Origin of the sequence: Catenulispora sp. GAS73, from assembly GCF_041262085.1 — a bacterium.
In the GTDB taxonomy this organism is placed as follows: Bacteria; Actinomycetota; Actinomycetes; order Streptomycetales; family Catenulisporaceae; genus Catenulispora.
On record NZ_JBGCCM010000001.1, the window covers coordinates 203885 to 221728 of the forward strand.

Sequence of the window (17844 nt, forward strand, 5' to 3'; positions counted from 1 at the left end):
CCGCAGCACACGTTGCGGCCCCGCGCCGATCAGGCCGTCGGCGCCGCCAGACCATCGAACAGCACCGGATTCAGGGGCGTGTCCGGCACCTGCCCGATCTCCGTGCCGGGCATCCAGGCGCGGTCCTTCTCCTGGTTCTCGTTGGTCGGCTCGGCCAGCCGGATATCAGCATCCATATAGATGACCGTCATCACCCGCCGCGGCGCCGTCCCGCGGTTCGGCCCGGCGTGGTGGAACGTCCAGCCGCGGTGGAAGCTGGCGTCGCCGAGGGCGAAGGGTTCGACGACGTCCTCGAACGCCTGGTCGGCGACGGCCTGCTTGAGCTGCTTCTCCGACTCGTCGGAGATGGGCAGGTCACGTCCGTAGGCGAAGTTGTGGCTGCCGCGCGCGAACGCCAGCGGGCCCATGTCCAGCGGCGTCTCCTGGAGCGGCAGCCAGATCGTCGCGCAACGGTCGGAGGACAGCGGCCAGTAGTACTGGTCCGCGTGCCAGGGCGTGATACCGCCGCCGGGCTCCTTGTACAGCGCCTGGTCGTGGTAGAGCCGCACCGCGTGGACGCCCAACAGTGCGGCGGCGATTCCGGCCAGGCAGCGGGAGAACACCAGCCGCTTGACCGTCTCGTTCTCCCGCCACATGTTCGACACCTGCAGGAACGCCCGGCCGTAGGTGTCGCGCTCGGCCAGCGGCCGGTGCTGGGTGTTCAGGCGGATCACCTCGGAGGTGATCACCGGTTCGTAGTACGCGATCGTCTCCGGAGACAGCACGCCGGCCAGGTGGACGAAGCCGTCGCGGGCGAAGTCGGCGGTGGCGGTCGGGGACAGGCGCCGGTAGGGCACGTCGAGTTCGTCGGTCGGCGCCGTCGTCGCGGTCATGTCGATGCGCTCCACAGGTGTGCGGGTGTGTCAGGGCTGGAAACCGGCCGACGAAGTGGGCGACATCTCCAGTTGCCCGGCTCCGTGCCCGGCCGCGCTTTCCAAGAATAAGGCCCCTGCTACGCTCCGCATTTCCCGGCGAGGTCGGCGGCCTTGTCGCAGAACGTCCCGCTGGCGAACGGCTCGCTGAACACGCCGTCCTGCACGCCGGCGATGCCGCCGTTGCCGATCTGCGCCTCGGGCGAGCCCGGGCTCGGCCATTGCGGGTTCTCGTTGAACATCGCCGACTTCAGCGTGACGTACAACTGGCCGTTCGCGTGTGTGCCGCTGGCGTGGTCGATGCTGAAGCGCAGCGTCCAGGCGACCGTGCAGCAGCCGTCGTACACCTGCTCGGTCGCGATGCCGTTCGCGCTGATCGTCAACTCGCGCGTGTGTCCGATCCAGGTGCCGACGAACGGTTTCAGATTGCTGGCGCCGGTCGGCGGGTTGCCGTCGTGCTCCGTGCTCGACGTCGCGGGTGCCGCGGACGACGACGTGACCGCCTCCGAATGGCTCGGCACCGCAGCCGAGGTCGAAGACACGGCCGAGGTCGAAGTCCCCGCTCCGGCCACCACGCTCCCCGAAGTACCGGAACACCCGGCCACCCCGAACACCAGACCGACGACCGTCACCGCGACCGCGATCGCCCCACCCCAGCGATTCCGCATTTGCTGATTGTGGTCGGCGCGAACGGCGGCGGCGACGGTAGTTCTCACCGCATCCGGCTCATCCGGTTCATCCAGCTCATCCAGCCGTGATCAGCCGCCGCAGATCGTCCGGCAGCAGGACCTGGTGCGTCCCGGTGCCCACCGTCCCGCAGCCGCTCATGTCGATCACCAGTTCCTGCGTCGACCCGTCCGCGTACTGAAGGATCAGCAGGTGCTCGGGGTTTCTGAGCTCCGAGGTGCAGATAGCGGAGTTGGCGTCCTTCCCGTGGGCCAGCCCGCGAGTCAGCGACGTGAGGGTAGAGCCGGTGATGGACTCCGAGCGCATCGTGGTGCTGGTCTCCGTGAACCCGTAGACGCACAGCGTCGCCGCGTCGGGCGTCCCGGTGAACAGCCGGCCGGCGGGGCCGCTGGGGCGGATGTTGCCGGGAGGCTGCGCCGGGCAGTGCGCCGGCACGATCGTATGCGCCGAGTCTGCTGCTGCCGTGTTGTTCCCCCCGGACGGCGACGGCCACGCCGCCACTCCCCCAGCCACCGCCAGCACCCCGCCGACGGCCAGCACCGCCCCGGACGCCCGGACCCGGGCCGAGCGGCGGCGCGCGCCGGCGGACACCGCCTCGAACAGCCCGGGGGCGTCGGCGGCCTGGCCGGCGAGGTCGCGCAGACCGTCGGCCAGCGGACGGGTGTCGAAATCCTGCTCCTGCTGTGACATCGGATCGGCTCCTATCGGTCTTCGGCAGGCGTGTGACGCCGGAGGGTGGCCAGGGCTTTGGCGTGCTGGCTCTTGACGGTCCCGACCGAGCACCCCATCGCCTCGGCGACCTGGGCCTCGGTGAGGTCGGCGTAGTACCGCAGCACCACCACCGCGCGCTGCCGCCGGGGCAACGCGCGCAGCAGGTCCCGCAGTACGACCCGGTCCAGCACCCCGGTCAGCGCGTTGCCCGCGGCGTTGTCCGCCATCGGCTGCGGCTGCGAAAGCGAAGACGGCAGCGAAGCGACGCCGTCGCTGGGAATCTCACGCCCGCCGTCCCGGCGCCGCCAGGACAAGAACGTGTTCAGCATCGCCTTTCGCACATACGCGTCCGGGTCGCCGGCGTCAGCGACCCGGTTCCACCGCGGCCACACCTTCACCAGCGTGGCCTGCACCAAGTCTTCCGCCCCGTGCTGCGATCCGGTGAGCACATAGCCCACCGCGAGCAGCCCCTGCCTGCGAGCGGCGACGTACTCGCGAAACCCCCGAGGCTCGCTGTCCGCCATCTGTCGTCCCCGCCTTCACCGTGGTCCGGCCGCGCGGCTCGGACGCCGCGCGGGTTGTGGACACTAACACTCCGATGGCGGGGGAAAGGTTGCCCGCGTGGCGGGCGCCGATCCAGGATGTCGCGGCCTTCCGGCCTTCGTCACTCCGGCGAGGTCAGCCGCACGTATCCGTAGGGATTGAAGAAGAAGTCGTCGCTCTCATACCGCTCGCACGCCCCGGTGCGCAGCACCCACCGCGGCGAGTCCTCTGACATCCGGAAGCCGGCGCCGTCCTCGACCTCCTTGGCGCGCGGGTCCGTGAGCAGGTAGTACGCCAGGACGTCCAGCAGCCCGGCCAGGTCCGCCACCTCGCCGCCGGCGCGTTCCTGGGCGGAGGCCTCGATCTCGACGTCAGGGGCGCCGAGCAGGTGCATGCCGCAGGTGTAGAGCACGCCGTCGTCGGCGATGGGGCGCTGGACCCACGCCTCGACGAGGGCGCCGGCCAGGACATCGAGATCCTCGGCGCCGGCGGCGCGATCGGCGAGGGCCAACCAGCGGGTGCGGCCGTGGGCGATGCCGCTGCTCTCGTTCTTGACGGCGGTCGCGCCGGCGCGCAGCAGGTCGCCGGCCGCGACCAGCAGGCCGCGCGATATGGCGAGCGCCTGCTCCCGGGGCATCGGCGGAGACAGCAGGTAGCCGACGGTGTCGTGGGACTCGACGGCCAGCTGGTCCTTCTCGTCGAACGAGACGGCGTTCATCGTGCAAGCCTGGAACGCCTGAGGCATCTGCGGATCGGGTTCGGTCTGCGAGTACTCCCAGTCGAGCGTGAACCGGTCGGCGCCGGCGATCCGCTCGATTTCCGACAGCTCCAGTCCGGAGCCGAGTACACACAACACATGCCGCGGGAGGACATCGCTCATTGCGGCACACTATCGACCGTCCCCGACGGCCCGGCGGCGAGGTCCACCCGTCGGTTGAGTCGCTAAGCGGCTCGTCGGCACCGGAGTTCAGCGCTTGCGTGAGTGCCCACGTCAGTGCTCGCGTCAGTGCTCGCGGAGGTGGTCGTGCAGCGCGCGGGCAACTTGGCCGATCAGCGCGTCCACGGCGGGCTGGGCCGCGGCCGGCACGGTCGATTCGGTCAGCGCGACGACCGGACCGCGTAGCTCTCGCCGTCTTCGTGTTCGACGACGCCTGCGTCGTGGCGCAGGTTGAGCAACGTGCCGGACTTGGAGGCCCAGCCGGTCGCATCGGAGATGAAGTCGGGACCGAGGCGGCGTTGTCGCTGATGGCGACCGCGAGGTAGACCAGGTCGTCGATCGCGATGCGTGCGGGGTGCCGGAAGCGGCCGACGCCGATCGGCGTCGGCCGCTTGTCGGGTTCGGGGGTGAGTTCGAGGGCTTGTGCACCGTCGAGCAGTTCTCTGTCACACATCGGCGTCCCCTGATTCAGCTGCGCCCCGTTCGGCAGCTCCCAGCGCGCGGGCGAGCTCGGCGCCGACGAGCGCGCTGCTGACCACGTGGCTCACCGCGAACACCACCGGCGGCCAGTACATCCGTGCCGGGGTGCCCGTCGGTGGGAAGGTCGGCGACAAGACCGGCAGCGGCGACTACGGCACGCGCAACGACATCGCCGTCGTGTGGCCGCCGCAGGGCGCACCGATCGTGATCGCAGTGATCTCCCACCGCGACGGCAGGGATGCGAACTCCGCCGACGGCCTCATCGCCGACGCCACGAAGATCGCCTTGCGGTGGCTCGGCTGAGCCCCTCCCGGCTGCGACCCGGAGTCGATCCGCACACCGGTCGATCCGCACACCGAATGAACTCAGCCGACGCCGGCGCGCGGGATCGCCGGCGAATCGGGCGCTTGGGCCATCCGGGTGACGGCCGCCGGTCGCGGGCCGGTCTGCGACGGACCGGCCCGTCGCAGACCGGCCCGTCGCAGAGCCGCCCGGCCTCAGCCGCCCAGCGCCTTCCTGATGAACGCGGCGGCGGCCACCGGCTGCGCGATGAACGCGGTGTGCGAGCCGTCGATCTCCTCGGTCGTGGCGTTCATGCGCTGGGCCATGAAGCGCTCGGCGTCCGGCGGGATGGCGTTGTCGTGCCGGGAGACCAGGTACCAGCTCGGCTTGGTCTTCCAGCCGGCGGCGGTGGCGTTCTCGGTGAGCGCGGCCAGGGACAGCGGCCGCTGCGTGGCCTGCATGACGGCCGCGACGTCGGCGGGGACGTCGGCGCAGAACGTCTCGCGGAACTGGCTGGTGATGTACAGGTCCGGGCCGTTCGGGGCGCCGGGGGCGTCGTACGGGGTCGGGGTGGAGGTCTTGGCCAGGAGCGAGGGCGGGAACGGGCCCTGCACGCTGGCGCAGCTCTCGCCGGCGTCCAGGCCGAACGCGGCCAGGAACACCAGGCCGGTGACGTTGTCCAGGTCCGCCGAGGCCTGGCCGATGACCGCGCCGCCGTAGGAGTGGCCGACCAGCACGACGGGCCCGTCGACGGCGCGTACCGCGTCGGCCACCGCGGCGGCGTCGAAGGCCAGGCTGCGCAGCGGGTTCGGCGGGGCGACGACCTCGATGCCGGCGGACTGCAGCTCCCGGATGACGCCGCCGAATCCGGACGCGTCGGCGAACGCGCCGTGCACGAGGACGACCGTGGGGGTGCTCGAACCGTTCATGATCCACATGCTCCTTGGGTCGGGCGGGCTGGATGCCCTCTCAGCATCACCCGGGGTGGAGCGTCATTCCCTCACCTGTTCAGGTGAGGAAGGCCCTGGCCCGGCCGGGTATCGTGCTGGACGGCGCGCAGCGCCGCTCCAGACCAGGCCCAGACCAGGAGGACGCACCGTGGTGGATCCCGGACCGCACCCCCACGTTCCCGGCAGCCTCCCGGCCGCACCGCTGAGCCGGGGCCAGCTCGACCGGATCAGGGCTCTGGGTTCGGTGCAGGAGGTTCGGGCCGGCAGCGTGCTGTTCGCCGCGGGCGATCCGTCCTACGACCTGTTCGTGCTGCTCGACGGGGTCGCGCAGGTCGTCGATCGCAAGCTCGGCGCCGGTGAGGTGGTGCTCGCCGCGTACGGGGCCGGGGAGTTCCTCGGCGAGATCGGGATGCTGCTGAGCGAGCCGGCGCGCTTCACCGCGGCCATGGTCACCGACGGCAGTGTGCTGCGAATCCCGCTGTCGCAGGTCCAGGCCCTGATGGCGAACGACGTCGAGCTCAGCGACGTCCTCCTGCACGCCTTCCTGCTGCGGCGGGCCGCGCTGGTGCGCCGGGGCGTCGGCGTCACGCTGGTCGGGTCCCGCTACGACGCGCGCACCCGGCTGCTCACGAAGTTCTTCGCCCGCAGCCGGACCGCGGTGAACTGGATCGACCTGGAGGTCCACCGCGAGGCCGAGGCTGTGCTGGCGCAGCTGGAGGTGCCGGTCGGCGACCTGCCGATCGTGCTGGTCCCGGGGCGTCCGATGATGCGCAACCCCTCGCGCGCCGAGCTGGCCGGGGCCCTGGGCCTGGGCACGCCGCCGGACACGCCGCGGCACAGCGTCTGCGACCTGCTGGTGATCGGCGGCGGCCCGGCCGGACTGGCCGCGGCGGTCTACGGCGCCTCCGAGGGCCTGGACACCATCCTCATCGACGCCGGCGCGTTCGGGGGCCAGGCCGGGACGTCCTCCCGGATCGAGAACTACCTCGGATTCCCCGCGGGGCTCTCCGGCGCGGAGCTGACCACGCGCGCGATGCTCCAGGCCGGCAAGTTCGGAGCGGTGCTGCGGAACAACGTGCGCGCCACCAGCCTGACCAGCCATCCGGACGTCCACGAGGTGACGTGCGACGACGGCTCGGCGATCGCCGCGGCGAACGTCATCATCGCCACCGGCGCCGACTACCGGGAGCTGCCACTGGCCGACGGGAAGCAGTGGGAGGGCTCGGGCGTCTACTACGCGGCCACGTTCGCCGAGGCCCGCTTCTGCGAGGACCAGCCGGTGGCCGTCGTCGGCGGGGCGAACTCGGCCGGGCAGGCCGCGATGTTCCTGGCGCGCACCGCCCGCGAGGTCCACCTGCTCGTGCGCGGGGACGACCTGGAGCACTCGATGTCCCGCTACCTGATCGATGCCGTCGCCTCCGAGCCGCGGATCACCGTCCACCTACGGACCGAGGCGGTCGAGGCCGCCGGCGAGGGCGCGATCTCGCAGCTGCGGATCGCCGAGCGCGACACCGGGGAACGGCGCTGGCTGCCGGTGTGCGCGGTGTTCGTGTTCATCGGCGCCGCGCCCTGCACCGACTGGCTGGACGGCCAGCTCGCCCGCGACCGGTCCGGCTTCCTGCTCACCGGCCGCGACCTGGAGCACCTGCCGGCCGAGGACCGGACCCCGTTCCCGTACGAGACCAGCCGCCCGGGCGTCTTCGCCATCGGCGACGTCCGCGGGGCGTCGGTGAAGCGGGTCGCCGCGGCGGTCGGCGAGGGGTCGGCGGCGGTGCGGATGGTGTTCGAGCAGCGGCAGGCCGATCGGGCAGAGCTGTGAGCGGCGGTAGCGCTCCGGCTCATCCGGCGCCGGCGGCCCGGAAGCAGCCCTTCACATGGTCGTTGACCGCCCCGACGTTCTGCATGAACGCGTAGACGCTGGTCGGCCCGACGAACCGGTAGCCCTGCCCCTTCAGCACCAAGGCGAACGCCTCGGAGTCCGGGGTCGACGTCGGCACGTCGGCCAGCGTCCGCGGCGGGCGGTGGCGCTGTTTGGTGTAGGTCCGCACCAGCTCGCCGAGCGTCGGCGAGGCCGAGACCAGCGCGCGGGCGTTGTCGAGCGTGGCCTGGATCTTGGCGCGGCTGCGGATGATCGAGGCATCGCCGACCAGGCGGTCCACGTCACGGGCGGTCATCTTCGCGACGGCGGCCGCGTCGAAGTCCCGGAACGCGCGCCGCAGGCCCTCGCGCTTGCCGAAGACCACCTTCCAGCTCATTCCCACTTCGAACACGCCGAGCGTCAGTGCCTCGAACAGCGCGGTGGGATCGACGGTCGGCGTGCCCCAGACCGCGTCGTGGTAGGCACTCATCGCGGTGTCGCCGTCAGCACCGCCGGCCCAGGCGCACCGGGTCACGCCGTCGGGGCCGGTGATCACGTCCTCGCTCATGGCACAAGCTTCACATTCCGGCGCGCGTCCTTGCGTCACCTGTATAGGTGAGGGCGCCGGGTTCCCGGTGCAGCACGTTGGCCAGCTGCACCCGCGACTGCACGCCGAGCTTGGCGAACGCCGAGCGCAGGTGCGTTCCGACGGTGTTCACCGAGACGCCGAGCTCGGTGGCCGCGGAGCGGTTGGAGTGGCCGGCGGCGACGAGAAGGGCCACGCGCCGCTCGGCCTCGGTCAGGGCGTCCGTACCGGTGTCGGGGCGGGGCGTGGCCGCGGACCACTTGGCGCGCCGGACTCCGGCCTCGCGCATGACCTTGCGGACGTTGTCCCGGTACACGCGGGCGTCGGCGGAGTGGTAGTCGTCCCAGGCGCGGTCGAGCAGGGCCAGGCCGGCGCTGCGGTCGCCGTCGGCGAGGAGTGCGCGCCCCAGGCAGTCGGCGCCGAAGCCGCGCAGCAGGGGACGCGGGCTGCGCGCGAGGATGTCAGCGGACTGACGCAGCAGTTCCCGGTCGCCCTTGCTGCGGGCGCGCACGTTCAGCGCCAGCCCCTCGAAGCTCGCCACGCCGGGCGTCCGCTCGGCGGCCAGCTCGGCCACGTCCACGACCGTCTGCGCGAAGGCCTGATCGTCGGCGGCCGTGCCGACCTCGTAGAACAGCCCCATCCAGCACGGCCACAGCGGCCAGTACCCGCACGACCGTGTTGCGCCCTGCGCCACCGGCGCCAGGGCCGCGGTCGCGCCTGACAGGTCGCCGCGCGCCACCGCGAGCCAGCCCCGCATGACGGTCAGGCCCGGCTGGCGCAGCGCCGCGTCGGCACCGGGCAGGTCGGCGGCGAAGTCCAGGCGGGCCGCGGCGGTGACGGCGTCGCCGCGCAGCAGCGCCACGGAGATCTGCACGATCGCCGCGTCCAGGGCGTAAACGCCGTTGCCGAGCTGCTGCCCGATCTCCAGCAGCGCCCGCGCCCCGGCTTCGGCCTCGTCGCCGCGGCCGAGGTTGAAGTCCTGCCAGATCTGCGCGCACTGCAACGCCGGCAGGATCGAGCCGACCGTGTCGCCGTGCGCGGCCCGGACCTCGTCGAGCAGCGTCTGGGCGTGGTCGTAGCGGTCCAGGAACTGCAGCGAGGTGATCTCCTCGGCCAGATGGTGGCCGGCGGAGGTGGTCCGCACCTCGCGGAACGCGCGCAGCGCCACGTGGTGCCGGCCCTCGTTGCGCGCCGCCTGGCCGACGGCGTGCAGCGCGAGCGCCACGGCCTCGGCGTCGCCGCTGGCGCGCGCCAGATCCAGCGCCGACGACGCCTCGCGGGCCGCGTCTTCGCCGGCGGCCAGCCGGGTGCGGGCCAGCGCGCGCACCGCCGACAGCCGCGCCGCCACCTCGCAGCCCGGGCCGGCGGCGTTCAGCACCCGGCCGGTGCGGGCCAGCAGCTCGTCGAGGCGGCCGGCGACCCACAGCGCCGAGGACACCTGGGCCTCGACCGCGCCGGCCTGGTCCGCGTCGTCGAGCCGGGCCAGGAGCGCGTCCGCCACGCCGATCGCCTCGTCGGCGCGCTCGGTGCGGCACAGCACCGCCAGGCACCGGCGGCCGATGGCCGGCCACTCGGGATGGTCGGGGGTGAGAGCGGCGAACGCTTCGGCGGCCAGGTCGGCGGCGTCGTCCGGGGAGGCGGCGGTCAGCTGTTCGGCGGCGGCGAGCAGGACCTCGGCGCGGGTGAGCAGCACCTCGGCGCCGGCGGCGTCGCCGGTGGGGACGGCGGTGGGGACGGCGGTGGTGATGCCGGTGGTGACGGCCGCGCGGACGTGGGCGGCTGCGGAGAAGGGGTCGCGGGCCGCGTCGAGGTAGTGCCTGGCCAGGCGCAGGTGCCAGGTGCGGATCGTGTGCTCGGGCAGGGCGGCGCAGACGGCTTCGCTGACCAGGTGGTGGGTTGGGGCCAGTGCGGAGTCGGACGGTTCCGCCGGTCCGGCCGATGCCGCTGATTCGGCCGATTCGGCTGCCTGGACGAGCCCGGAGTCCCGCGCTTGAGCCAGGACCGTCTCCCAGCCGGTATCAGGGAGCTGCGGCAGCAACGCGGTCACTACGCGCAAAGGCAGCGGCCGACCCGCGACCGCGATCAGCGCTGCCAGATCCCGTGTCGCGTCCGGCAGGTCCGCGAGCCGCTGCGCGATGACCGCCGTAAACTCCAGCGGGACGCTTCGGGCCGATGCCGCCGAACCTGCCTTCTCTGCTCGGACCACGCTGTGCAGTATCTGCACCGCTAGCAGTGGATTCCCGCCCGCCGCCCCGACGAGGTCCCGGACGTGCTCGTTCGGCGCGTGCCCGAGGCGGTCCATGGCGATCGCCGTCATGTCGGTGTCGGCCAGCGGCCCGAGCGGGACCAGCTCGACGCGGCACCGCTGCGCCCCGAGGAGCGCCAGCGCGGCCTGCTCCGCGCGCGCGGCGAACAGCCACACCACCGGGAGTCCGATGAGCCGGCCCATCAGGGTCCTGATCACGAACAGGCTGACGCGGTCGGCCTGCTGGAGGTCGTCCACGGCCACGACCAGCGGCGCGTCACCCGCGGCGGCCTCCAGCACGGCGGCGATCCGCTCGGCGAGCAGCAGCGGCTCGTCGCGGGCCTGAAGGATCTGCTCGTATTCGGCGACGCCGACCAGCGGCTCCGGGCCGGCCCGCAGCGCGGCGATCACCGGCGCACCGGGGCTGACCTGCGCGACCGGATCGCACACGGCGTGCAGGACGCGGGCGCCCATGGCGGCGGCTTCCCAGCAGGCGTGGCTCACGAGTGCCGACTTGCCGATGCCGCCGGGGCCGGACACGACCACTACGGCTGCGGCGCCACTGCGGAACGCGCCGCGTACGGTTGAGAGGACGCGGGTCATGGGGTTGCTACGTCCGCGGAGTGGGGCCGCCATCATGTCGTTACTTTATGCCGCGGGGCTGGTGGGGGCAGGGGAACGACGCGGGGTGGGGCGGGGAGGTGCGGGGAGGTGCGGGGTTGGGTGCGGGGATCGAGTGGCGGGTGCCGGTGCTGGTGCCGGGCGGCGGTGCTGGCGCGGGCGCTGGTGCTGGTGCTGGTGTCGGGTGGGGTGTCCGGTAGGTTCCGTCGTGCGGTCGGTTTGTGGGTTTACAAGCATTTTTACGGCTTCGCGCAGGGTTTGATGACCTCGCAGGGGGACGCAGTTCGGCTGAGCCCCGAACGTTGCGCTGGCGGCTGGCGGGTTTCATGTCCACGACCACGCATGAGTCCGAGTCACTGCGCACACTTTTGGTCTGGCGGCTGCCTGCCGCGTTTGGTGGGCACCTTGAGGCCTCCGGCGGGCGCTCTACAGCGAGGGGGCGACCCGCGCGTCCGGCTGTTTGGCGGCGGCCCGCGACTGGTCGGCTTCCTATCCGCTGGTGCCTGCGTTGCGCTGCTTGGTGGCGGTGTTGCTTGTGGTCACCAGGGTTCTGTGCCCCTCGCCGCGTCGTCGCCTTACGGAACCAGCCCGGTTTGGTGGCGTCAAGCCGCATCACACCTGCTGTGGTCCGGCTCCGTCCGGCTGGACACCACCAAACCGGCCAGGTTGGCTTCGCCCGCCGACGCGGCGAGGGACCCAGAACCAACACCCCGCATGGTCCGGTCGGACCCGGCGACGCGCGTGGTCGGCCCGGGCTAGCCCGTCGCCTACCGGGGCGGCGCCTGAAAAAATCTTCGATTCCGTGCAACCGGCCGGGGGCTCGAATGCGTGCAGTTCCCGAGTGGACTCTGGGAGGGGACAGGACTTGGCGACGACGAGCTTCGACGACGTCTATGCCGCCACCGCGCCGCGTTTGATCGGGCAGCTGTATCTGGTGATCGGTGATCTCGCCGAGGCTCAGGACTGCGTGCAGGAGGCGTATGCGCGGGCGTGGACGCGGTGGGAGAAACTCACCCGGGGTGGTGGGGACCCGGTTGGTTGGGTGCGCTCCACCGCGTATCGGCTGGCGGTGTCTCGGTGGCGGCATCATACGGCTGGGTTGCGGGCGTTCATGCGGCATGGTGCGCCGGGGGTCGTGGCGCCGCCGTCGGCGGATACGGTTGCCGTCCGGAATGCGCTGGCCGAGTTGCCGTTGGGGCTGCGGGCCGCGTTGGTCATGTACTACCTCGGCGGTATGCCGGTTGCTGAGGTCGCTACGGCGCTCAACCTGCCTCAGGGCACTGTCAAGGCACGGTTGTCGCGGGGGCGCACGGCGATGGCCGCGTTGCTGACCGACAACAGCGAGTTCGGCGACGGCGCCGTGGAGGTGGTCCATGCCTGAGGGGCGGATGGACGGGGGCGGGATTGCCGCCGCGGTCGACAAGACCGACTGGACCCAGTACGCGGGGCAGGCCACGTCTGTGAAGCGGCGCGGGGAGCGCCGGCGGCGTCGGCTGCAGGCGGGGACCGCGCTCGGGACGACGTTCGCCGTCGTCGGCGTCGCGGTTGCCGTGAGTGGGCTGGACCGGGGGTCGGTGACGCGGCAGGGGGCGGCATCGGTGCGTTCGTCGTCCAGCTCGGCGATGTTCCCGGGGGCCTCCAGCGCGTCGCCGTCGCAGACTTCGGCGACGGCCGCGGGCTACCCCTCGTTCCCGGCGCAGCTGCCGACGAAGCCGATCTTCATCGCGGATCCGGGCAAGGTCCTGCAGTCGGGCGTCATTGCCGCCGGTGCGGTCTCCGGCCACCAGTGGCAGCTCTCCTACCGGGTCATCCCCTCCGGATCGGCGGCGAACAGCCAGCCGGAGGTGACCCAGGTGGACGTCAGCGTCGACGGCAAGGTGGTCGGCGGCGCCGGTGGCGGGGAGGGCGCTGCGATCCAGGCCAGCGGCTACGTGGCCGTTCAGACCGACCAGGCCGCCGGAGACTCCCCGATCGTCGTCGCGACTGGCACGCCGACGCCGGGCGTGACCTCAGTCGATCTGAGGTGGAAGAACGGCACCGTGGTCCAGGTCCCGATCCGGACGGCTCTTGGGACCCGGATCGCCGCGTTCGCCTGGGACCCGGCCAATCCGCCGGAGGCGGTGGAGCAGGTCGGCCCGAACGGTGTCTCGAAGATCACGATCACCCATGACGGGACCGCCTCCTGGGTGCCCACGACGTTCCAGAAGACGCCGATCGTTCCGGCCTCCCCGCCGACCGTCAGCACGCCGAGCGGCACGCCGAACCTGTCGCAGACCCCGAAGGTGACCCCGCACGACTCCGGCCTGCTCGGCGCGGGCACGGTCGCCGGCCACCCATGGCAGATCGCTTATGAGATCATCCCCAGCGGCTCGGCGGCGAACTCCTCCGACGAGGCGTTCTGCACCGACACGACCGTCGACGGCAAGACCCGGCAGGACGGCTGCACCAGCAGCAAGCCCTTCGGCGGCGCCGGCACCGGCGGCAACCTGGGGTTCATGGAACTCGGCGGGGTGGGCCAGTTCCCGCTCGTCACCGACTTCGGCACCGGCGATCCGGGAACGACGGCGATGGGGCTGGAGTTCGCCGACGGAACGCAGACCGTGACGGCCGTGCACAACGTGGAGGGGATGCCGATGGCGGGGCTGGCCTTCGACCCGAACAACGGGCCCACGTATGTATTGGAGTTCGGCTCCTACGGCGAGTACCGGATCCCGTTGCACCACGACACGCGCTATACGTGGACGTTCAACTGGTAGCGAGCTCCTTCGGCCGGTCGCCTCCGGGTCGAGGCCCTTGGCGGCGGTGGAGTATCGCGCGCCACCTGTCAACACCGCGCTCCTTGCGTAACGGCGTCATCTGATTACCGTGTGCTCCACAGAGAACGTGGCGTGGGATGCACGGTGTGAAGACCCTAATCCGAAAGGTCACGCGAATGACTGACATCGACCAACGGTCCGACCTGCCCGAGCTGCCCGAGCTGTCCGACCTGCCGGCCTTTCCGTTCGCCAGCCATTCGTTGACCCCGCCGGCCGAATACGCCGAGCGCCGGGCGACGTGCCCGATGGGGCAGGTGCGTCTGCCCAGCGGCGATCCGGCGATCCTGTTGCTGACGTACCGGGACGTGGCCGCGGCGATGGCCGATCCGCGGCTGTCGCACGACCTGACCGGGCCGGACGCCGCGCGGATGACGAAGGAGCCCAGCTTCCTGCAGGACCCTGACGTCGTGCTCAACAAGGACGGCGAGGACCACCTGCGCATGCGTCGCATCGTCGCCGCCGCGTTCACCCCGCGGCGGGTCGAGCGCTGGCGGCCGGTGATCCAGCAGATCGCGCATGAGCTGGTCGACGACCTGGAGCGGGTCGGGCCGCCGGCCGACCTGGTCGCAGGGTACTGCTTCGCGCTGCCGGTGCGGGTCATCTGCCGGCTGCTCGGCGTGCCCGAACAGGACGCGCTGCGCTTCCGCGTCTGGTCCAACGCGTTCTCCGCCGGCGCGCAGATGCCACCCGAGCAGGCCGCGGCGGAGATCGGCGCGTTCCTCGGATACATGGCCGAGCTGATCGCGGCCAAGCGCGCCGAGCCCGGCGAGGACCTCATCGACGACCTGATCGCGGCCCGCGACGGCGCCGACAAGCTGACCGAGCACGAGCTGCTGGCCCTGGCCACGGGCCTGATCGCGGCCGGCAACGAGACCACCGCGACGGCGCTGAGCCGGGCGCTGGTGGAGCTGCTGGAGGACGACCGCCGGCTGTGGAGGCAGCTGCTCGACGATCCCGCGCTGGTGCCGGCCGCGGTCGACGAGCTGCTGCGGTTCACCGGGCTGAGCAACAGCACGCTGCTGCGCGTCGCCGTGGCGGACGTCGAGCTGCCGTCGGGGCCGGTCAGGACCGGACAGGTGATCGGGATCGCCAGCAACGGCGCGACGCGCGACCCCGAGGCGTATCCGGATCCTGACACCATCCGTTTCGACCGGGTCGCGCCGCCGACGCTGATGTTCGGCGGCGGACCGCACTACTGCCTGGGCGCGCACCTGGCGAAGGCGGAGTTGGCGATCGGGCTCGGGACGCTGCTCCAGCGGTTGCCGGGCCTGCGGATGACGGTGACGCGTGAGGAACTGACGTTCAGTGGCGGCGAGATCGTCGATTCGATGATCGCTCTGCCGGTCGCCTGGTGACGTCGGCGACCGGCACTCACACCAGACGCTTGATCTCCCCGCGCACGCGGTAGAACCCGCGGCTGGCCTCGTGGATCTCCTCGACGACGTAGCGTGCGCCGACGACGCGCATGTCGCGCGGGAACTGCACGTTCCAGCCGGTCTGGTAGCCAGTCCCGACGACGCGGACCCGGATGCGGCCGTGGTCGTCGATGCATTCCACGACGGTGCCGGTGGCGGTGGAGGTCGTGGTTGCGATGGTGGTGGTCGGGGTGGCGACCGGCAGGGCGGCGTTCGCCTTCACGTCGCGCACGGTCGGGACGACGCCGCCCTGCGCCGCGGTGATGGCCGGCTCGGTGGCGTCGACGCAGGCCAGGCTGCCATCGGTGGTGACGATGTACAGGCGCTCGTCGCGGTACTGCATGGACAGCGCCGAGCCGCAGCCGGTGCCGAGCTTCCACAGGCGCCGGCCGTCGGCGGCGAAGCAGTACACGGAGGAGGCGCTGTCGCCGGCGAAGACGTAGCGGCCGTCGGGGGCGGTCGCGCAGGAGTAGACCGCGGTGTCGCAGCGGTACTCGGCGACGGCACGGCCGTCAGCCTTGGCGATCTTGTGCACGACGTGCCGGCCGGTGCCGGCGTAGACGTGGTCGGCTTCCTGCCAGCCGAAGAGCACGACGCCGGAGGTCTTGGTGTTCCACACCTCGCGGCCGCCGTCGGCGGCGTAGGCGGTGACGCCGGCGCTGTGGCCGTGGTAGATCGCCGCGTCGTCGCCGCGCACCATCCAGGCCCCGGTGCCGGGGCTGTTGCGCGACCACTGGTGCTCCTCCTCGTGGTCGATGACGACCAGCCGCCCCCCGGCGTCCGAGACCGCCAGGACGCCCTCGTGGATGTCGAGCCAGTAGATGTCGACGTCCTCGTGGATGCGGTAGGCGGCGTGCGGGATCTTGCCGGACAGGTCGTAGACGGAGCCGTCGTCGCAGCCCGCGTAGATCCAGAAATCGTCGGCCACCAGGCACTTGACCCCGTCGGGCAGCTGGAAGCGGGAGAGCACCTGGCCGTCGTGGCCGAGGCTGTAGACGTCGCCGGACTGGTTGCCGACCCAACAGCGGTCACTGTCGATGTGGACGCCGAAGGCACTGGAGGCGGTCCGGAAGCGCCAAAGCACCGGCGCCGTGGCGCGCGCCGTCGACGGAGCCGACACCACCGCGCGCCGGGTGATGCTGCGCGCAGCCCGCGCACCCATGACCGAGGGGGCGTAGCCCTTGCGCACCTTCTCGCCGATCTTCTTGGCCGCGGCCGCCTCGGCCTTCTCGACCGTGGGGAACGTCGAGGTCTGCCGCGAGCCGTCGGTGCCTATGCGGCCGTAACGGATGTCGACGACGGTGCCGGCGACGGTCACCTCGTAGAACTTGTGCGCGCTGCCGCTGTCTTCGGACAGCTCCAGATAGGTCGTCCCCTGAGTCATGGGGAGAAACGTACAACGCGTGGCCGACAGCTTGAGGGGGTGGCGGAACGCGCTGCGGTAATGGTGTCGCGCGACGATCTGGTCGGGAGCTAGCGTGGCGCCGTGACTGCACGAGACGACCGTCAGGACGGACACGTGGAGCCGGTGATCCGACCTGAGCGGATCGAGGACCACGAAGCGGTGCGGACCGTTCACCGGCTTGCGTTCGGAGACGGTGAGCGCGTTCCGACGTTGGTCGACGCGTTGCGCGCCGCCCCGGCTGCCCTTGCGCCGACGTCGCTGGTGGCGACGGTCGACGAGCGGGTCGTCGGCCATGTGATGCTCAGCGCCTGCCGGTTGGACGCGCCGCCCCGACTGGTGGACGTGCTGTCGCTGTCGCCGTTGGGCGTGCTGCCGGAGTACCAGCGCCGGGGAATCGGCACTCGGCTCATCGCGCACGCTCTCGCGGCTGCCGACAGTCAGGGCATTCCTTTGGTGTTCTTGGAGGGCGATCCGAGCTACTACGGCAGGCACGGCTTCGCCGACGCCACGGAGCTTGGCTTCCGCCCGCCGACGCTGCGCTATCCGCCCGGCACGTTCCAGGTCACCGCGCTGTCCTCGCACGAGAAGTGGATGACGGGCACCTTTGTGTACTCCGACGTGTTCTGGGCGCAGGATTGCGTGGGGCTGCGGCCCGACGATCCTCGGGCGTAAGACCGCGATCCCGTCAGTCCCCCGCGATACGGTCGGGATCATGGCGCAGCGCAGGGGCGGAACCCCCGATCCGGAGACGACCTCGACGGTCAGCGGCGAGGACTGGTACGGCCGGCGGCTCGGCGAGGAGACGTTCGAGCGCGTCGCGTTCCTCGACGTGGACTTCACCGAGGTGGTCGGCGAGGGTGCCACGTTCAGCGAGTGCGTCTTCCGCGGCTGCCGGTTCAACGCCTCGGTGCACACCGGCTCGGCGTTCGCGAACTGCACGTTCCGCCGCAGCTCGCTGTTCGATGCCTCGTTCACCCGCGCCAAGCTGATGGGCTCGATGTTCGACAACTGCACGTTCGGCGCCCTGAAGGTCGAGGGCGGCGACTGGTCGTTCGTCGGCCTGCCCGGCGCCGACCTGCGGGGCGCGGTGTTCCGCGGGGTCCGGATGCGTGAGGCGGACTTGACCGGTGCCAAGTGCCGGGAGGCGCAGTTCCGCGATACGGATCTGTCCGGTGCCTGGGTGTTCGGTGCCTCGTTCGAGAAGAGCGATCTGCGCGGCAGCGACCTTTCCGCCTTCGACCCGGCCGAGGTCACGTTGCGGGACGCGGTCATCACCGCCGACCAGGCGGTGGTACTGGCTGTGGCGTTCGGGCTGGATGTGCGGGCGGAGTAGCCCGGACCCGGCTTCACCGCCGCGCCGGACTGGATACGCGCGGAGCCGCAGCCGCCGTCGACTT

The 17844-nt window shown here is 71.7% G+C and carries 16 protein-coding genes and 2 pseudogenes; 7 read left to right on the top strand and 11 right to left on the bottom strand.

Going from position 1 to position 17844, the window contains the following annotated elements; translation table 11 throughout:
• Positions 1 to 29: 29 nt before the first annotated feature.
• The 7 genes and pseudogenes from ABH935_RS00815 to ABH935_RS00845 all read right to left on the bottom strand — a co-directional run bounded on the left by ABH935_RS00815 (position 30) and on the right by ABH935_RS00845 (position 4364).
• Complete coding sequence (locus ABH935_RS00815; RefSeq protein WP_370375790.1) at positions 30 to 872, bottom strand: phytanoyl-CoA dioxygenase family protein; 843 nt, start codon at positions 870 to 872, stop codon at positions 30 to 32.
• A 119-nt stretch (positions 873 to 991) separates the two neighbouring features.
• Complete coding sequence (locus ABH935_RS00820) at positions 992 to 1579, bottom strand: hypothetical protein (protein WP_370375791.1); 588 nt, start codon at positions 1577 to 1579, stop codon at positions 992 to 994.
• A gap of 76 nt (positions 1580 to 1655) precedes the next feature.
• On the bottom strand, positions 1656 to 2288 hold the full coding sequence (locus ABH935_RS00825) for a hypothetical protein (RefSeq protein ID WP_370375792.1): 633 nt from the start codon (positions 2286 to 2288) through the stop codon (positions 1656 to 1658).
• Between the two features lie 11 nt (positions 2289 to 2299).
• Positions 2300 to 2833, bottom strand: coding sequence for a SigE family RNA polymerase sigma factor (locus ABH935_RS00830; RefSeq protein ID WP_370375793.1), 534 nt, complete (start codon positions 2831 to 2833; stop codon positions 2300 to 2302).
• Positions 2834 to 2973: 140 nt separating this feature from the next.
• Positions 2974 to 3732, bottom strand: a complete 759-nt coding sequence (locus tag ABH935_RS00835; RefSeq protein WP_370375794.1) for a hypothetical protein — start codon at positions 3730 to 3732, stop codon at positions 2974 to 2976.
• Between the two features lie 123 nt (positions 3733 to 3855).
• Positions 3856 to 4091, bottom strand: a pseudogene (locus ABH935_RS00840) (serine hydrolase); the annotation flags it as partial.
• 144 nt (positions 4092 to 4235) lie between these two features.
• Positions 4236 to 4364 carry a hypothetical protein gene (locus ABH935_RS00845; protein ID WP_370376116.1) on the bottom strand — a complete coding sequence of 43 codons (129 nt, stop codon included), beginning with the start codon at positions 4362 to 4364 and terminating at the stop codon, positions 4236 to 4238.
• Here ABH935_RS00845 and ABH935_RS00850 point away from each other — a divergent pair.
• Positions 4321 to 4572: pseudogene (locus ABH935_RS00850) on the top strand (serine hydrolase); the annotation flags it as partial. The gene ABH935_RS00845 and the pseudogene ABH935_RS00850 overlap by 44 nt on opposite strands.
• 194 nt (positions 4573 to 4766) lie before the next feature.
• Here ABH935_RS00850 and ABH935_RS00855 read toward each other — a convergent pair.
• Positions 4767 to 5480, bottom strand: coding sequence for an alpha/beta fold hydrolase (locus ABH935_RS00855; RefSeq protein ID WP_370375795.1), 714 nt, complete (start codon positions 5478 to 5480; stop codon positions 4767 to 4769).
• A 169-nt stretch (positions 5481 to 5649) separates the two neighbouring features.
• On the opposite strand from ABH935_RS00855, the gene ABH935_RS00860 reads away from it, so the two are divergent.
• Positions 5650 to 7320, top strand: coding sequence for an FAD-dependent oxidoreductase (locus ABH935_RS00860; protein WP_370375796.1), 1671 nt, complete (start codon positions 5650 to 5652; stop codon positions 7318 to 7320).
• 19 nt (positions 7321 to 7339) lie between these two features.
• Here the strand turns inward: ABH935_RS00860 and ABH935_RS00865 are convergent, their stop codons facing one another.
• Positions 7340 to 7927, bottom strand: coding sequence for a DNA-3-methyladenine glycosylase I (locus ABH935_RS00865; RefSeq protein ID WP_370375797.1), 588 nt, complete (start codon positions 7925 to 7927; stop codon positions 7340 to 7342).
• 10 nt (positions 7928 to 7937) lie between these two features.
• Positions 7938 to 10829, bottom strand: a complete 2892-nt coding sequence (locus ABH935_RS00870) for an AAA family ATPase (RefSeq protein ID WP_370375798.1) — start codon at positions 10827 to 10829, stop codon at positions 7938 to 7940.
• A gap of 847 nt (positions 10830 to 11676) precedes the next feature.
• Between ABH935_RS00870 and ABH935_RS00875 the strand changes: the two genes are divergently transcribed.
• The 3 genes from ABH935_RS00875 (at position 11677) to ABH935_RS00885 (ending at position 14982) form a co-directional block, all read left to right on the top strand.
• The gene (locus tag ABH935_RS00875) at positions 11677 to 12192 is read left to right on the top strand and encodes an RNA polymerase sigma factor (protein WP_370375799.1); all 516 of its coding nucleotides are present in this window, start codon (positions 11677 to 11679) and stop codon (positions 12190 to 12192) included.
• Complete coding sequence (locus ABH935_RS00880) at positions 12185 to 13567, top strand: hypothetical protein (protein WP_370375800.1); 1383 nt, start codon at positions 12185 to 12187, stop codon at positions 13565 to 13567. The genes ABH935_RS00875 and ABH935_RS00880 overlap by 8 nt, the downstream gene beginning before the upstream one ends.
• Before the next feature lie 176 nt (positions 13568 to 13743).
• Positions 13744 to 14982: a cytochrome P450 gene (locus ABH935_RS00885; RefSeq protein WP_370375801.1), complete on the top strand. Its 1239-nt coding sequence runs from the start codon at positions 13744 to 13746 to the stop codon at positions 14980 to 14982.
• A 16-nt stretch (positions 14983 to 14998) separates the two neighbouring features.
• On the opposite strand, the gene ABH935_RS00890 is transcribed toward ABH935_RS00885, so the two are convergent.
• Entirely contained in the window at positions 14999 to 16426 is a 1428-nt protein-coding gene (locus tag ABH935_RS00890; RefSeq protein WP_370375802.1) for a WGR domain-containing protein, read from the bottom strand.
• A gap of 144 nt (positions 16427 to 16570) precedes the next feature.
• Here ABH935_RS00890 and ABH935_RS00895 point away from each other — a divergent pair, with 144 nt between their 5' ends.
• On the top strand, positions 16571 to 17119 hold the full coding sequence (locus ABH935_RS00895) for a GNAT family N-acetyltransferase (protein WP_370376104.1): 549 nt from the start codon (positions 16571 to 16573) through the stop codon (positions 17117 to 17119).
• 40 nt (positions 17120 to 17159) lie between these two features.
• Positions 17160 to 17780, top strand: a complete 621-nt coding sequence (locus ABH935_RS00900) for a pentapeptide repeat-containing protein (protein ID WP_370375803.1) — start codon at positions 17160 to 17162, stop codon at positions 17778 to 17780.
• Positions 17781 to 17844: the final 64 nt, after the last annotated feature.

Bases quoted from the DNA above. Each gene is read 5' to 3' on its own strand.
- ABH935_RS00815 (WP_370375790.1), bottom strand. From the start codon at position 872: ATGACCGCGACGACGGCGCCGACCGACGAACTCGACGTGCCCTACCGG.
- ABH935_RS00820 (WP_370375791.1), bottom strand. From the start codon at position 1,579: ATGCGGAATCGCTGGGGTGGGGCGATCGCGGTCGCGGTGACGGTCGTC.
- ABH935_RS00825 (WP_370375792.1), bottom strand. From the start codon at position 2,288: ATGTCACAGCAGGAGCAGGATTTCGACACCCGTCCGCTGGCCGACGGT.
- ABH935_RS00830 (WP_370375793.1), bottom strand. From the start codon at position 2,833: ATGGCGGACAGCGAGCCTCGGGGGTTTCGCGAGTACGTCGCCGCTCGC.
- ABH935_RS00835 (WP_370375794.1), bottom strand. From the start codon at position 3,732: ATGAGCGATGTCCTCCCGCGGCATGTGTTGTGTGTACTCGGCTCCGGA.
- ABH935_RS00845 (WP_370376116.1), bottom strand. From the start codon at position 4,364: ATGTACTGGCCGCCGGTGGTGTTCGCGGTGAGCCACGTGGTCAGCAGC.
- ABH935_RS00855 (WP_370375795.1), bottom strand. From the start codon at position 5,480: ATGAACGGTTCGAGCACCCCCACGGTCGTCCTCGTGCACGGCGCGTTC.
- ABH935_RS00865 (WP_370375797.1), bottom strand. From the start codon at position 7,927: ATGAGCGAGGACGTGATCACCGGCCCCGACGGCGTGACCCGGTGCGCC.
- ABH935_RS00870 (WP_370375798.1), bottom strand. From the start codon at position 10,829: ATGATGGCGGCCCCACTCCGCGGACGTAGCAACCCCATGACCCGCGTC.
- ABH935_RS00880 (WP_370375800.1), top strand. From the start codon at position 12,185: ATGCCTGAGGGGCGGATGGACGGGGGCGGGATTGCCGCCGCGGTCGAC.
- ABH935_RS00885 (WP_370375801.1), top strand. From the start codon at position 13,744: ATGACTGACATCGACCAACGGTCCGACCTGCCCGAGCTGCCCGAGCTG.
- ABH935_RS00890 (WP_370375802.1), bottom strand. From the start codon at position 16,426: ATGACTCAGGGGACGACCTATCTGGAGCTGTCCGAAGACAGCGGCAGC.
- ABH935_RS00900 (WP_370375803.1), top strand. From the start codon at position 17,160: ATGGCGCAGCGCAGGGGCGGAACCCCCGATCCGGAGACGACCTCGACG.